We start from the raw sequence: 14,047 nt of genomic DNA, 5'->3' as shown, positions 1-14,047 counted from the left end.
ATAAACAGGGCAACAATAGCAGGAGCGCAGCGCAGCATGGACCGCATGGCATCGGGATGGATCAATGGTTTTATCGGTGTGGTGATCTTCAGCGGATCGCTGCCGGCGACCCGCGTGGCGGTGATGCAGTTCGATCCGGTCTTTCTGACCGTCGCGCGTGCGGCGATCGCCGGCATTCTGGCGCTTGGCCTGCTGATCGCCTTCCGAGAGAAGCGGCCGTGCCGGCGCGATCTTCTCTCTCTTGTCGTCGTGGCGTTCGGCGTCGTGGTCGGTTTTCCGCTGCTGACGGCGCTGGCCCTGCAGCATGTCACATCAGCCCATTCCATCGTCTTCATCGGCCTGCTGCCGCTGGCAACGGCGATCTTCGGGGTGGTCCGCGGCGGAGAACGCCCGAAACCGGCCTTCTGGCTGTTCTCCGTTCTGGGCAGCGCGCTTGTGGCGGGCTTCGCCTTGACGCAGGGCCTGACGGCATCACCGATCGGTGACCTGCTGATGCTGGCGGCAATCGTTGTCTGCGGCCTCGGCTATGCCGAAGGCGGCCGGCTTTCGCGCACGCTCGGCGGCTGGCAGGTGATTTCCTGGGCACTGGTGCTGTCGCTGCCGGTTATGGCCGTGGTGGCGTTTCTTTACCGGCCGGCAAGCTTGGCGGGCATCGAAACGCCGGCGCTGATCGGCCTTGGCTATGTCTCGCTGTTCTCGATGCTGATCGGCTTCATCTTCTGGTATCGCGGCCTCTCGCAGGGCGGCATCGCCGCCGTCGGCCAGCTGCAGCTGCTCCAGCCGTTCTTCGGCCTGGCGCTCGCCGCCACCCTGCTGCATGAGTCTGTGACGTGGAGCATGCTGGCCGTGACGGTCGCTGTCATTTTGTGCGTGGCCGGGGCAAGGAGATTTGCGCGCTAGAGCAATTCCAGGAAAAGTGCGAAGCGGTTTTCCGTCCGGGATTGCGTAAAAACAAAAGGGCAGTTCGGTCGCTTCCGTAAAAACCTGACCCGCTCTAGGAGAGGATCTGTAGCGCTCTGCCGCAGCAGAATTTCACACTGGCCGGCATGTCGACGGTCACAAAGCCGCCGTTCAATCGTCAGCAAATGGCCGCGTTGCCGCCGCATCGTGCCCTCTTAAAGGTTCCATCGTCGCGACCTCGCCAGCCTTTGAGCGGCTGGCGGTCGACCGAGGCGGCTTGCTGCCGATCAAATCATGCACGTGAAAAGGAACGAATATGATAACTCGTTACACACCCGTCGCAACGATGACCGCTGCGGTCTTCAGCCTGCTTGCTTTCAGCCCGGCATTCGCCGTGGAGACGGCCCAGGCGCAAGCCCAGCCGCCGGCACAGGGCCAGGCGCCGATGCAGGGGCAGAGCGGCGGCACGGCTGCGCCCGCCGCCGTCAGCGATCAGAAACTCGAGGCCTTTGCCGTTGCCTATCTGCAGGTCGACAAGGTCAGGCAGGAATATTCAGCCAAGATCGGCGCGACGAAGGACGAGGCTGCAAAGCAGAAGCTGCAGCAAGAAGCCAAGAAGCAGATGGTCGACACCGTCCAAGCCTCAAACGACATCTCCGTCGAGGAATATTCCTCGATCCTGACCGCCGCCCAGAGCGACCCGGCGCTGGCCAAGAAGGTTCTGGAAAAGATCGGTACCCCGCCGCCCGCGCCGGCACAGCAGCAGCAATAGGGCTGCGCGCTTCTGCATAATCCTTAAATCGGAATAGATTGAACGATAAAATGATGCGGTAATTCAAAATGTTACCGCATCAGTCAAACGGCCGGCATCTGTCGCTGACGAGCGGAGAAGGGGAGTTGCTGCGGTTGGCTGGCGTAATTGTTGATTGGCGGAGCGAGGGCATCGCTTGACCCAAGCGATGCCCTGGCTTGATTGCCCCAGCCTTTAACGTCACGTTGCCTCGAGTACCATGTTGAGCGGCGTCTGGGCCGCGCGCCTGATCTGGGTGAAACCGCCCGAGCGGATTACGTCAGCCAGCCGCCGTTCGCCTGCTTGAGCGCCAAGTGCCAGCCCGGTCTCCTGCGCCAGCGAAGTGGGAACGCAGATCATCGTCGAGGCCGAGTAGTAGAGCCGTCCGACTGGATTGATGTTCTCCTCGAGCGTATCGCCGGCCATCGGCTCGACGACCATCCAGGTGCCGCCGTCCTTCAACGCCCTTCTTATGTGAGAGGCTGCGGCTTTCGGGTCGCCCATGTCGTGCAGGCAATCGAAGCAGGTGATCAGATCGAAGTCCCGCCCGTTAAAATCCTGCGCCCGGCCGACCTCGAAATGCAGGTTCGTCAAACCATGCGCCTCGGCATGGGCTTTCGCCGCCGCAATCGAGCCCATATGGAAGTCGTAGCCGGTGAACCGGGACTTGGGAAAGGCCTGCGCCATCAGGATCGTCGACAGTCCATGCCCGCATCCGACGTCGGCCACCTCAGCACCTGACGTCAACTTGTCGATGACGCCATCGAGTGCCGGCAGCCAGTCCTGGACGAGGGCATTGACGTAACCCGGGCGGAACAGCCGCGCGACGGCGCAGAACATGCAGCCGGCCTGATCGCCCCAGGCAACGCCCCGGCCGGTCTTGAACGCGGCCTGCACCTTCGGCTGGTTCTCGACCATGGCGGCAGCGGTATCGAAGGCGCCGATCAGATTGACCGGGCTGTCCGGCTCCGCAAAGATGAAGGCCTGCTCCGGCGTCAGCGAGAACCGCCCTTGCTCGTGCGAGATATAGCCCGAGGCGGTTTGTGCCGACAGCCACTCGCGCACATAACGCGACGCGCATCCCGCCGCATCGGCAAGTTCGTCGGCCTTCGCCGGCCCGATCTCCTTCAGCGTCTTGTACAGGCCGAGCGCATCGCCGATCCGCACCAGCGGCACGCTGACGGCTCCGCCAAGATCGCCAAGTACACGGCCCACGAGTTCATTGAGCGTCGTTTCATTGATAGCTGTCATGTCGAAATTCCTCCCGGACTTCGGACGGCCTCCTGCCGCCGATCATTCCAAGCATGAAGCCCATCGTCTGGGCGGTCATGGGTCGGCCGTCCCACGCCAGCCCGGAAATGTGCCTATGCGGGAGGACGGATGTCCCGTCCGCGCCGGATAAAGGCAGTATCTGTCTGCTGCGCCAGCTATCCCGAGAGCGCGATGACGATCGCCTGTGAGCGGCTATGCACACCAAGTTTGCTGAAGATCACCGACAGCTGGTTGCGCACGGTCTTGACGCTCTTGCCGAGCCGCTCCGCGATCGCGCGGTTGTCGAGCCCCTCGGCGACCAGGTCGAGAAGCGCCGTCTCGGCGGGCGTCAGGCCGGCGTCCCGGACGGCCCGCGACCGCACGGATTGATCCTGTCCCAGGAAGGCAGCAAGTTCTCCCTGGAAGACGCTCCAGGCGGGCTCGTCGGGCAGGAGCACATGGTTCTTGCTTTCCAGCGGCACGAAGATTGCGCCGGGGATCGTGGCGGCAAGCTTGCAGCCCTGGTCGAACGGCACACGCATGTCGCCGCGGCAATGCGCGATCAAGGTCGGCACGGAAAGCTTGGCGGCAAGGTCCATGACATCGATCCCCTGCATCTGCCAGAGCAGTTGCGCGGCGACATCGGGCGCTGCCGTATGGCGCTCGAGATCGCCCCACCAGCGATGCTGTTCAGCCGTGCCATCGGGGATGAAGAGGTTGGTGAAGAACCGGCAGAACGCTGGATTGTCGCGTCCCCAGCCGACGCGAACGAAATTGACGAGCATCTCGGACTCCAGCCGCTCGGCATCGGTCTGGGACCTGGCGCGGGAGCCCTGGCCGTAGGCGTTCAGAAGGACGAGATGCGATACCCGCTGGGGATGGCGCAAGGCATAGGCGATGCCGAGCGCGCCGCCCTGCGAGAGGCAGAGGAGGACGAAACGCGGCTCCTCGATCGACGCCGCCACGGCATCGAGATCCGTGTGCCAGGCCTCGACCGAGAGGTCGGAGACATGCCGGTCCGAAAGGCCGCAGCCGCGCGGATCGTAACGCACGAAGCGATTGTTGGCTGAAAGCGCCTCGAGCCACGGCCGCCACACCGGGCTTTCCAGATCGTAATCGACATGGCTCAGCCAGTGCGCCGCCCGCAGGATCACCTGTCCTTTCCCGCAAGAGGCAACGGCGATCCGCGTGCCGTCCTCAGAGGTGCAGAACCGTATGGTCTGGCTGAGTTTCATCGGCCGAGAATATCTCAGGCAAAGGCCGCATGACAGGCCTATCTCGTGACCTGCGGCGCCTTCGCGCCGCCGTGCCAATTCTGGCGAGGTCTCACTTGGCCGGCACCACCAGTGTCTCTCCCTTGCGGACGATATAGGTCGCCAGCTCCGAAGCCTTGCCGCTGCCGACGTTCCTTGCCGAGTGGACGACGCCTGAAGGAATGAACAGGGATTGGCCGGCGTTAAGGGTCACTGGCCGCCGGCCGTCGAGCTGGTATTCCAGCGTTCCCTCGATGACGAAGGCGATCTCTTCGCCGGGGTGCGAATGCCTGGGGGCGAGAACGCCGGGAGCCAGATCAACGCGCACCTGAACGGCCTCGTGGCCGGGCACATCGATATCGTTGCTGATAAGATCGGTACGCTCTATCGGCTGTTCCGCCTGCACTGCTGCCGCGCCGCCGAGAACAGAGGCGAGCACTATTGCCTGGATCATTTTCATTTTGTCATCCTTCCTGAATTGACCTTTCGCGGCCTCATCGGGTCGCATCGTCATTTCAGTCGATGATTGAACCTGGGATGTGTCGGGAAACCGGCATTTTTGTAAGCCAGTGTATCTGCGGTGCGGCTGGGTGATCTGCGTAAGGTTGAGGTCGTGCCGTACAAGCCCCCTCTGGCCTGCCGGCCATCTCTCCCACAGGTGGGGAGATCGGCTGGGCGCACGGGCTTCCTCAAACAATCACCGATTCTGCCAGACGAATTGGTAAGTGGGCAGGAAGAGTGGGCGGCTTGTGATCTCCCCACCTGTGGGAGAGATGCCCGGCAGGGCAGAGGGGGGCGCCGCACGGTCTGTCCGACAAGGCGACCCGCCGCTCACCCGTATCTCAAGCCGCCGACGTCGAGCCTCTAACTCCTGCCAGAGTCGCAATATCCGTCACCCCGCCCGATGATTCGAAGTCGAAGATCTTCTGCGTCACCAGCGCGGCGGCGCCCCGGGCCCAGGAGTTGTCCTCCCAGTCGGGCAAAAGCGGCGGGGCGGTGCGGAAGGTTCGGGCCGCGAGCGCTTCGCGGAGCGGCGTCAGGAAGGGGTCGCCGAGCGAGACGGCTTCGCCGCCGGCGACGATGACTTCGGGGTCGGTGATGTTGACGAGATTGGCAAGGGCGGTGCCGATGCCGCGGCCGGAATCTCCGACGAGGGCGGTGGCGGTCGCGTCGCCTGAGGCGAGGGCGTCGCAGAGTTCGGGGAGGCCGAGTTCCTCGCCGCCGCCGGTTGCTTCGCGCCAGCGGCGCAGCATCGACAGTTCCGAGTGATAGGCCATCAGACAGCCGCGTTTGCCGCATTCGCAGAGCCGGCCGCCTTCCTCAAAAAGCGTATGGCCGAATTTGCCGGCAGCACCATTGGCGCCGCGATAGAGTTTGCCGTCGATCACCAGCGCGCAGCTGATGCCGACGCCGACAGCGAGCACCGCCATGTTGCGGTGCTGGCGGCCGAGCCCGAACAACTGCTGGGCGATGGCATAGGCGTTGGTATCGTCTTCCAGCCAGACCGGCACATGCACGCGGGCAGCCAGCAGCGAGGCGAGGGGGACGTTGTTCCAGCCGAAGCGGTGGCTGCGCACGCAGGCGGTCTGTTCGTGATTGATGACGCCGGGCATGGAGATGCCGATGCCGGCGAGCTTGGCGTCGGGCCGGCCGGCGAGTTTGACCAGTTCGGGCACGGTGCCGGCCAAGAGGTCGGCGACCTTGTCAGGATCGTGGCCGGCAAGGCTGACCCGCATGGCGGCGACCGGGTTGGTGGCAAGGTCGGTCGCCACGCACTCCACCGAATCCACCATCAGCTTGAAGCCGACTGCAAGCGCGTGTTCGTAGTTGATATCGACCGGGATCGGCCGGCGGCCGGTGAGGCCGGGCACGGTCTTGCCTTCGACGACGATGCCTTCCTCCAGAAGGTCGGTGACGACGAATGTGACGGCGGCCGGGCTCAGGCCGATGACGGTGGCGATGTCGGCGCGGCTCCTCGGCCCTTCACGGCGGAGAAGGTTGAGGATGAGGCGTCGGTTCATGGCTCTCGCCGTGGTCTGGTCGCCTTTTAACTTCACGATGCATTCCTTAATTTTGTAAATTAATTATTGCGGGCTGCTGAGATCTATGCATAAGTTCGGCCGCCGATCAACTCAGCCAAGCGGATTATCGCTGGAATTGCGGGTGGATCGCAACGCTGAAAACCTGGTCGGTCGTTTCACGGAGGAGGCGGCGGTCGGGAGATGTCGATCGATCAACTGGGAGGAATTCAATGACATTTTTGAAGCAATTTCCGTCGACCACCCGCAGACGCTTCCTGAAGGGCGCGGGCCTGGTTTCTGCCGCAGCCGTCACCGGCAGCTTTCCCATTCCTGCGATCGCGCAGGCCCAGGAGGTGACGATGATCTCCGACGAAAACAATGCGGCCGCACTCGACGCGCTGAAGGCGATAGCGGCTGGCTTCAGCAAGGAAGCTGGCGTCAATGTCGTCATCAACAATATGGATCACGAGGCCCACAAGACGGCGATCCGCAACTATCTCGTCGCCGGCGCCCCCGATGTCTGCTCCTGGTTCTCAGGCAACCGCATGCGCGCCTTCGTCAAGCGCGGCCTGTTCGACGATATCTCCGATCTCTTCGAGAAGGAAAAATACAAGGACGTGCTGGGGGCGACGGCCGGCGCCGTCACCGAAGACGGCAAGCAGTACGGGCTTCCCACAGGCGGCACGCTCTGGGGCATGTTCTACCGCAAGGACGTGTTCGAGCAGCATGGCCTGACCGTGCCGAAAACGGCCGAGGAGTTCATGGCCTATGGCGACAAGTGCAAGGCCGCCGGCATCACCCCGGTTGCGATGGGCACCAAGGAATTGTGGCCGGCGGCCGGCTGGTTCGACCAGATGAATCTGCGCATCAATGGCCTCGACAAACATTTGGCGCTGATGAACGGCGAGATGAGCTATCTCGATCCGGCGCTCACCCCCGTCTTCGACCAGTGGGAAGCGATGATATCAAAGGGCTTCTTCACGCCGAACCACACCTCCTTCGGCTGGCAGGAGGCCGCAGCGCTGCTGGCGCAGAAGAAGGCCGGCATGATGAACCTCGGCGCCTTTCTGCGCTCGGCCTTCACCGAAGCGGACCTGCCGCAGCTTGGCTACGCGACGTTCCCGGTGCTCGATTCCAAGGTCGGCCACTTCGAGGAGTTCTCGGTCAATTCGATCCACATTCCCGCCAAGGCGAAGAACAAGCAGGGCGCCCGCGAATTCCTCGCCTATTTCTATCGGCCGGAAAACCTGGCCACCTATCTGGAGCCGGGCGGCAACGTGCCGCCGCGCAACGACCTGCCGCCGAGCAAGGATCCGCTCGTCAATATCGCCGTGGAGACGATGAAGACGGTGCAGGGCACCTCGCAATATTACGACCGCGACAGCGACCCGGATATGGCCCAGGCCGGCCTGGTCGGCTTCCAGGAATTCATGGCCAAGCCCGACCGGCGCAAGGCGATCCTCACCCGGCTCGAGGGCACGCGCAAGCGGATTTACAAGATTTGAGCCAAGGCGCCTTGAGGCTGCCTCTCACCCTAACCCTCTCCCCGCTTGCGGGGAGAGGGGACGTGCCCTGCGCGACGTTGGCGAGGGACGGAGAGGTTGCGGCATTTCCCCTTCGCCCCGTTTACGGGGAGAAGGTGGCGGCAGCCGGATGAGGGGCAGCCCGACACGGGCAGCCGGATGAGGGGCAGGCTTCGCCGCTTGCCTTGTCCTAAATGAGGTTCTGGACATGCAGACATTATGGCGCCGCCAGCGTTGGTGGCTGACCCCGGTTTTGCTGATCGCGCCGGCGATCCTGCTCTTCTTCACCGTCATCCTGCTGTCGGCGGTGCGCAGCGTCTGGATCAGTTTTCACGAGTGGGACGGTTTCGGGCCGATGGTCTGGATCGGGCTTGGCAATTACGTCGAGCTCTACAACGATCCGCAATTCTACGTGTCGCTGAAAAACAACCTGATCTGGCTGGTGATGTTCATGGCCGCCCCGCCGATCGGGCTCGCCATCGCGCTCTTGGTCAATCAGAAAATCCGCGGCATGCGCTTTTTGAAGTCGCTGTTCTTCATTCCGCTGGTGCTCGCCTCGGTGACGGTCGGTGTCGTCTTCACCTGGGTGTATACGCCGGAATTCGGGCTGCTGGCGCTGATCTTCCGGGCCTTCGGGGCGACGGCGCCGGCGGTGCTGTCCGACGAACATTTCGTCACCTTCGCCATCGTCATTGCCGCGCTCTGGCCGCAGATCACCTTCTGCATGGTGCTCTATCTCGCCGGCCTCAACAATTTGAGCGAAGAGCTGATCGGCGCCGGCCGCGTCGATGGCGCACGGGGCTGGAACATGCTGTGGCACATCGTGCTGCCGCAGCTGACGCAGGTCACCTTCATCGCCATTGCCGTTACCGTCGTCGGTGCGCTGCGCTCCTTCGACATGGTGTCGGTGATGACATCGGGCGGGCCGTTCGGCTCGTCCTCGGTGCTCGCCTACCAGATGTACGAGCAGTCGATCTTCTCCTACCGCTTCGGTTACGGCGCGGCGATCGCCTCGGTGCTCTTCGTGATCATGGCCGTCTTCATCGCCTGGTATCTCAGCCACATCATCCGCAGCGAAGAAAGGGGAGGCTGATGTATCCTCGTCCCATTCCCGAAGCCGCCGTCTGGCAGCGCCGCCTCTATGTGCTTGCCGTCGTCATCGTGCTGTTGCTCTGGCTCTGCCCGCTGTTTGCGATCATCCTCACCTCCTTCCGCTCGACCGAGGATGTCATGGGCGGCAATCTGTGGGGCTGGCCGACCGGCATCGGCGTCATCGACAATTACACCGATGTCTTCACCCAGACGCCGATGGCCCGCTACTTCCTCAACAGCCTGATCATCACCATCCCCTCGGTGATCGGCGTGCTGGCGCTCTCGACGCTCGCCGGCTACGTGCTGTCGCGCTACCGCTTTCCCGGCAATATGCTGATCTTCGCGCTGTTCGTCGGCGGCAATTTCCTGCCGCATCAGATCATGATGATCCCGGTGCGCGACCTGATGGTGCAGCTCGACCTGATCGACACCACGGCGGCGCTGATCATCTTCCACGTCGCCTTCCAGACCGGCTTTGCGACGCTGTTCATGCGCAATTTCATCGCCGCCCTTCCGGACGAACTGTTCCAGGCTGCCCGCGCCGAGGGGGCGTCGCCGTTTCAGACGCTCATCCATGTGGCGATCCCGCTGGTGCGGCCGGCGCTGGCAGCCCTTGCCATCCTGATCTTCACCTTCATCTGGAACGATTATTTCTGGGCCGTGGTGCTGACCGTCAGCGACAGCGTCAAGCCGGTGACGGCGGGCCTTGCCAATCTGCGCGGCGAATGGGTCTCGGCCTGGAACCTGATTTCAGCAGGCACCATCGTCGTCGCCGTGCCGCCGGTCGTGATGTTCTTCCTGATGCAGCGTCACTTCATCGCCGGCCTGACCATGGGCGCGGTGAAGGGATGAGCGAGCGTCTTCAGTTTCAACAAGAGAGGGCCGCGATATGACCAGTCTCGAACTCCTAGATATCAACAAGAATTACGGCGCCTATCATGCGCTGCGCGGTATCGATCTTTCCGTGGCGCAAGGCGAGTTCATCGTCATGGTCGGGCCGTCGGGCTGCGGCAAGTCCACGCTGTTGAAGTCGATCGCCGGCCTGGAGGCGATTTCCTCCGGCCAGATCCTGATCAACGGCCGTGATGTCAGCAAGCAGGAGCCGGGCGATCGTGGTATTGCCATGGTCTTCCAATCCTATGCGCTCTATCCGCATATGACGGTGGCCGAGAATATGGGCTTCGGCCTCAGGATGGCGAAACGCCCGAAGGCCGAAATCGAGGCCGCCGTGGCGCGCGCCGCCAAAATCCTCAGGATCACCGACCAGCTGGATAAACGGCCGAAACAGCTTTCCGGCGGCCAGCGGCAGCGCGTGGCGATCGGCCGGGCGATCACCCGCTCGCCCGAGGTCTTCCTGTTCGATGAGCCGCTGTCGAACCTCGATGCGGCGCTCCGCACCCAGATGCGCGTCGAATTGAGCAGCCTGCATGCCGAACTCGGCGCCACCATGGTCTATGTCACCCACGATCAGGTGGAGGCGATGACCATGGCAAGCCGGATCGTCGTGTTGAACCAGGGCATCATCGAGCAGGTCGGCTCGCCGCTGGAGCTCTACCGCAACCCCGACAATCTCTTCGTCTCCGGCTTCCTCGGTGCACCCAGAATGAATTTCCTCGGCGTCACCGTCGACGAGGTTTCCGGCCGCAACGTCACCGTCTCCGCACCGGGCCTCGTGCCGGTAACGGTCGAGCTGGCGGCGGCGACGGCGCTGCCGAAAGGCAGCGATCTCACGCTCGGCGTCCGGCCGGAGGCGATCTCGATGGTCGCCGATGGCGGCGAGGGCGGGGCGATCCACGGCCAGATCCGGCTGGTCGAGCATCTCGGCCGCGAAACCATCCTTTATGTCGATGCCGGCAATCTCCGCACCATCGCCTCGGAGAGCGGCACCGGCAACATCACGGCGCAGCTCTCCTACGTCGCGCCCTTTGCCGCCGAGCAGAACGTCGCGCTGAAGCTCGACGCCCGCGAACTCTATCTCTTTTCATCCGAAGGCGGCCGCACGATCAGCGCCCGCAAGACCATTCTCGACAGATAAGGAAAGACATCCGTGTCCGACAAGACCCTCTCCGTATGGAACACCGTCAAGACCGACCGCTTCCTCGTCGGTGCGCCGCACTATCCCGAACATGTCGATGAAAGCTATTGGGAGCGCGACGCCGAGCGCATGGCCAAAGCCGGCTTCAACGTCGTCAGAATGGCCGAATTCGCCTGGCACATTCTCGAGCCGAAGCTCGGCACCTTCGACTTCGACCTGTTCGACCGCGCCATATCAATCCTCGGGCGCCACGGCATCGACACCATCATGTGCACGCCGACGGCGACACCGCCGCGCTGGCTGACATCCGCGCACCCCGAGATTTTAAGGGTCGACGGCAAGGGCCGGCCGATGAGCCACGGCTCGCGCCAGCACTGCGACACGGCAAGCCCGGTCTTCCGCGAGCACAGCAAGCGCATCACCCAGGCTATGGCCGAGCACTATCGCGACAATCCCTTCGTCGTCGGCTGGCAGACCGACAACGAACTGAACACCAGCATGCCGGAGAGTTTTTCCCAGGCGACGCTCACCGAATTCCAAGCCTTCCTCGCCGACAGATACCGCGAGATATCAAAGCTCAACACCGCCTGGGGCGGCGATTTCTGGGCGACGGCCTATGACAGCTTCGACCAGGTGGTGCTGCCGATCGAGTTCGGCCCGACCTTCCCAAGCCCTGGCCATCTGCAGGATTACCACCGCTTCCTGGCCTTCTCGACGGCGCGTTTCCAGCACGACCAGGTCGAGATCCTGCGCGCCGTCAAACCGTCCTGGTTCGTCTTCCACAATCTCGGCGGCTTGAGGGATATCGATTTCCGCGGCCAGTTCAGCAAGGATCTCGATTTCGTCGGCTATGACATCTATCCGATGCTCTATGACGAGTTCATGCGGCTCGGCAACCACGCCAAGGTGCAGGCGCTGCACCTCGATATCTGCCGCGGCTTTTCCGGCAATTACATCGTGCCCGAGCAGCAATCGGGCTTCGGCAGCCAGCCGGGCTTCTGCACGCTGACGCCGGAGCCGGGCGAGCTGCGCCGCATGGCGCTCTCCTCCGTTGCCCACGGCGCTGACGGCCTGATGTTCTTCCGCTGGCGGCCGGCCCATTTCGGCGCCGAGATCTACTGGATGGGCATCATCGACCATGACGATATCGGCCGCCATCGCTATGAGGAGGCCACGCGCTTTGCGACCGAGATGACGGCGCTGCAGCCGAAGATCCTCGGCACCTATGTGCGCATGGATGTCGGCATCGCCGGCTCCGACTTCGACAATCAGGAAGCCCACAAGACCTATCCGATCGGTCTGCCGAGCCCGCAGGACGATGCGATCCTGCTGCACCAATATTGCTTTGATCGCGGCATCGCCTGCGGCTTCATCCATCCCGAGGACGATCTTTCCAGGCTGAAGCTCTTCTATATCCCCCATTGGGTGATGTGGAAGGACGAATGGACGGCCAAGCTCAAAGCTTTCGCCGCATCCGGCGGCACAGTCGTCATCGGCGCCCGCACCGGCACCCGCACGCAAGACAACCACGTCATCCGCGAGACCGCGCCGGGCACCGCACTTTCGAAACTGACCGGCGTGCGCGTCGAAGATTTCGGCCGTCTCGCAGCCCCCGGCGCCAACGGCCTGTTCGATGTGATGGAGCGCTCCGGCGGCCTGGTCATCCCGCCGAACAAGCCGGCCGAAAGCAACCGCCGCCAGCGCCGCTTCAAGATCGGCAACCGCGAAATGGTCGGCGGCCACTTCTATGAAAACCTCACCATCGACCCCGACGTCGAAGTCATCGCCGCCTGGTCCAACCGCTATGCCGAAGGCCAGCCGATGGCGACCTCCCGCAAGGTCGGCAAAGGCCAGGTGGTCTATCTCGGCACCTATTTGACGCCCGATCTGACCGAGGCGCTGACCGAACGCCTGTTTGCCTCAGCCGGCATCGAGCCACTGGTCGGCGGCCTGCCCGAGGGTGTTGAGGTAACGATGCGAATGAATACCGAGCGGCGGCTGCTCTTCGTGCAGAACTATACCGATCAGCCGGCGACAATCGGCGGCGTGCCGGCCGGGCGGGATTTGCTGGATGGTGAGAAGAGGGTGATGGGGAGGCTGGAGCTTGGGGGGTATGGCTGTGCGATTGTGGAGCTGGAGGGGTGAGGTTTCGGTTCGATGAGCCAGAGAGCTGCCCCTCACCCTAACCCTCATATGCGCTAGGTTAGGCGGGCATTCAGATAATCGCATTGTTTTCGACGTCGGCGTGGCGGCTCACAGAGGTGGCGCCGACTTCGGGTGACGAGATTACAGACGGCCTGCCACAGCAGCGATCCGCGGATGGCGGCGTGAATGGTGCTCAGGGCGATCTTCATGAGACGCCAGCGTGACGGGCTTGCCTGTGGGATTGGCGTATCCAGAGGGGGGAGAGTCCGGGACTTGCCCGGCAATCTGTTCGGCGATGATGGCCACGATCAGTCTGGCGTAGAGCCAAGCCTGCGCCAGTTCTGGCTTCTTGGCCGGCAAGCTGTCGAGACCGGCCAGGCTCTTGAAGCGTTTGAACGCCAGCTCGATTTGCCAACGGAAGCGATAAAGGGTGAGAATATCTGTCGGCGGGAAGGTGGCCGGCAGCGAGGTCAGCAGCAGAATGTACTTCGCCGCCTCCAGACTGCGCGGATCGGGTTGTTTGCCGCGCTTGCTGGCGTCCTTGAGCAGGCGTTTGTGCTCGGCTTCCACCTGTTGCGGATCCTTGCGCCGGATAACCAGGCGCAGGACCAGTGGCGTCGCCGCCTTCACGCCTTCGTGGATACGAACCTTGAGTTCACTTTCCTGTTCTTGCTGAGCAGCGAGCGCGGCAAACAAATCAAAGGGATCGCCATTCGGCTGCAGCAGACGCAACGAATTCCAGCCGGTTCGCACGATGAAGTCTGCGCCGGCGTCGATCACCGGCCGCAGATCGCGCGGTCTTGCATAGTAGCGATCGGCCAGCACGATATTACCGGGTGCGTAGGTGAGGCGCTGAAGGTTCTCGGCACCATGGATGTCGGTCAACTCAAGCTGATCGACTTGAGCCGTTGCCAGGTCGTAGCCGACATGCAACCGCCATGTCGTGCGGTCAGCGCCCGGGTGGCAGATCGACGTTCCATCGAGCACACGCAAGCGATACCCCGCCAGCGCCCTGCCGGCACCTTAGTCTGCTCGGC

12 protein-coding genes are annotated in these 14,047 nt (G+C 63.1%); 7 read left to right on the top strand and 5 right to left on the bottom strand.

From position 1 onward, the window contains the following. The first annotated feature begins 36 nt into the window (after positions 1-36). Together RLEG4DRAFT_RS23285 and RLEG4DRAFT_RS23280 are read left to right on the top strand one after the other, a co-directional pair. Positions 37-900, top strand: a complete 864-nt coding sequence (locus RLEG4DRAFT_RS23285; RefSeq protein ID WP_003580462.1) for a DMT family transporter — start codon at positions 37-39, stop codon at positions 898-900. 316 nt (positions 901-1,216) lie between these two features. After that, complete coding sequence (locus RLEG4DRAFT_RS23280) at positions 1,217-1,672, top strand: DUF4168 domain-containing protein (RefSeq protein WP_003580460.1); 456 nt, start codon at positions 1,217-1,219, stop codon at positions 1,670-1,672. Between the two features lie 219 nt (positions 1,673-1,891). Here RLEG4DRAFT_RS23280 and RLEG4DRAFT_RS23275 read toward each other — a convergent pair whose 3' ends face one another. From RLEG4DRAFT_RS23275 to RLEG4DRAFT_RS23260, 4 genes are all read right to left on the bottom strand, one after another. Beyond that, a complete protein-coding gene (locus tag RLEG4DRAFT_RS23275; RefSeq protein ID WP_003580459.1) occupies positions 1,892-2,941 on the bottom strand; it encodes a class I SAM-dependent methyltransferase in 1,050 nt (349 codons plus the stop codon). Between the two features lie 176 nt (positions 2,942-3,117). Beyond that, the gene (locus tag RLEG4DRAFT_RS23270) at positions 3,118-4,176 is read right to left on the bottom strand and encodes an alpha/beta fold hydrolase (protein ID WP_003580458.1); all 1,059 of its coding nucleotides are present in this window, start codon (positions 4,174-4,176) and stop codon (positions 3,118-3,120) included. Positions 4,177-4,267: 91 nt separating this feature from the next. Then, entirely contained in the window at positions 4,268-4,654 is a 387-nt protein-coding gene (locus RLEG4DRAFT_RS23265) for a cupin domain-containing protein (RefSeq protein WP_003580457.1), read from the bottom strand. A 382-nt stretch (positions 4,655-5,036) separates the two neighbouring features. Then, complete coding sequence (locus RLEG4DRAFT_RS23260) at positions 5,037-6,251, bottom strand: ROK family protein (protein WP_003580456.1); 1,215 nt, start codon at positions 6,249-6,251, stop codon at positions 5,037-5,039. A 194-nt stretch (positions 6,252-6,445) separates the two neighbouring features. Here RLEG4DRAFT_RS23260 and RLEG4DRAFT_RS23255 point away from each other — a divergent pair, with 194 nt between their 5' ends. The 5 genes from RLEG4DRAFT_RS23255 to RLEG4DRAFT_RS23235 all read left to right on the top strand — a co-directional run bounded on the left by RLEG4DRAFT_RS23255 (position 6,446) and on the right by RLEG4DRAFT_RS23235 (position 13,010). Next, the gene (locus RLEG4DRAFT_RS23255; protein ID WP_003580455.1) at positions 6,446-7,720 is read left to right on the top strand and encodes an ABC transporter substrate-binding protein; all 1,275 of its coding nucleotides are present in this window, start codon (positions 6,446-6,448) and stop codon (positions 7,718-7,720) included. A gap of 226 nt (positions 7,721-7,946) precedes the next feature. Beyond that, positions 7,947-8,831: a carbohydrate ABC transporter permease gene (locus RLEG4DRAFT_RS23250; protein ID WP_003580453.1), complete on the top strand. Its 885-nt coding sequence runs from the start codon at positions 7,947-7,949 to the stop codon at positions 8,829-8,831. Continuing rightward, positions 8,831-9,682, top strand: coding sequence for a carbohydrate ABC transporter permease (locus tag RLEG4DRAFT_RS23245; RefSeq protein ID WP_003580452.1), 852 nt, complete (start codon positions 8,831-8,833; stop codon positions 9,680-9,682). Before RLEG4DRAFT_RS23250 ends, RLEG4DRAFT_RS23245 begins: the two co-directional genes overlap by 1 nt. Before the next feature lie 37 nt (positions 9,683-9,719). Further along, positions 9,720-10,865 carry an ABC transporter ATP-binding protein gene (locus tag RLEG4DRAFT_RS23240; RefSeq protein ID WP_003580451.1) on the top strand — a complete coding sequence of 382 codons (1,146 nt, stop codon included), beginning with the start codon at positions 9,720-9,722 and terminating at the stop codon, positions 10,863-10,865. A 12-nt stretch (positions 10,866-10,877) separates the two neighbouring features. Next, a complete protein-coding gene (locus RLEG4DRAFT_RS23235) occupies positions 10,878-13,010 on the top strand; it encodes a beta-galactosidase (RefSeq protein WP_003580450.1) in 2,133 nt (710 codons plus the stop codon). A gap of 141 nt (positions 13,011-13,151) precedes the next feature. On the opposite strand, the gene RLEG4DRAFT_RS23230 is transcribed toward RLEG4DRAFT_RS23235, so the two are convergent. After that, complete coding sequence (locus tag RLEG4DRAFT_RS23230) at positions 13,152-14,003, bottom strand: IS4 family transposase (RefSeq protein WP_003580449.1); 852 nt, start codon at positions 14,001-14,003, stop codon at positions 13,152-13,154. Between the last annotated feature and the right edge of the window lie 44 nt (positions 14,004-14,047).

The sequence above is a fragment of the Rhizobium leguminosarum bv. trifolii WSM2297 genome (assembly GCF_000271845.1).
This window is presented reverse-complemented; position numbering and strand designations above follow the sequence as displayed.

Coding starts and splice junctions, on each gene's coding strand:
- RLEG4DRAFT_RS23285 (WP_003580462.1), top strand. CDS start 37: ATGGACCGCATGGCATCGGGATGGATCAATGGTTTTATCGGTGTGGTG.
- RLEG4DRAFT_RS23280 (WP_003580460.1), top strand. CDS start 1,217: ATGATAACTCGTTACACACCCGTCGCAACGATGACCGCTGCGGTCTTC.
- RLEG4DRAFT_RS23275 (WP_003580459.1), bottom strand. CDS start 2,941: ATGACAGCTATCAATGAAACGACGCTCAATGAACTCGTGGGCCGTGTA.
- RLEG4DRAFT_RS23270 (WP_003580458.1), bottom strand. CDS start 4,176: ATGAAACTCAGCCAGACCATACGGTTCTGCACCTCTGAGGACGGCACG.
- RLEG4DRAFT_RS23265 (WP_003580457.1), bottom strand. CDS start 4,654: ATGAAAATGATCCAGGCAATAGTGCTCGCCTCTGTTCTCGGCGGCGCG.
- RLEG4DRAFT_RS23255 (WP_003580455.1), top strand. CDS start 6,446: ATGACATTTTTGAAGCAATTTCCGTCGACCACCCGCAGACGCTTCCTG.
- RLEG4DRAFT_RS23250 (WP_003580453.1), top strand. CDS start 7,947: ATGCAGACATTATGGCGCCGCCAGCGTTGGTGGCTGACCCCGGTTTTG.
- RLEG4DRAFT_RS23245 (WP_003580452.1), top strand. CDS start 8,831: ATGTATCCTCGTCCCATTCCCGAAGCCGCCGTCTGGCAGCGCCGCCTC.
- RLEG4DRAFT_RS23240 (WP_003580451.1), top strand. CDS start 9,720: ATGACCAGTCTCGAACTCCTAGATATCAACAAGAATTACGGCGCCTAT.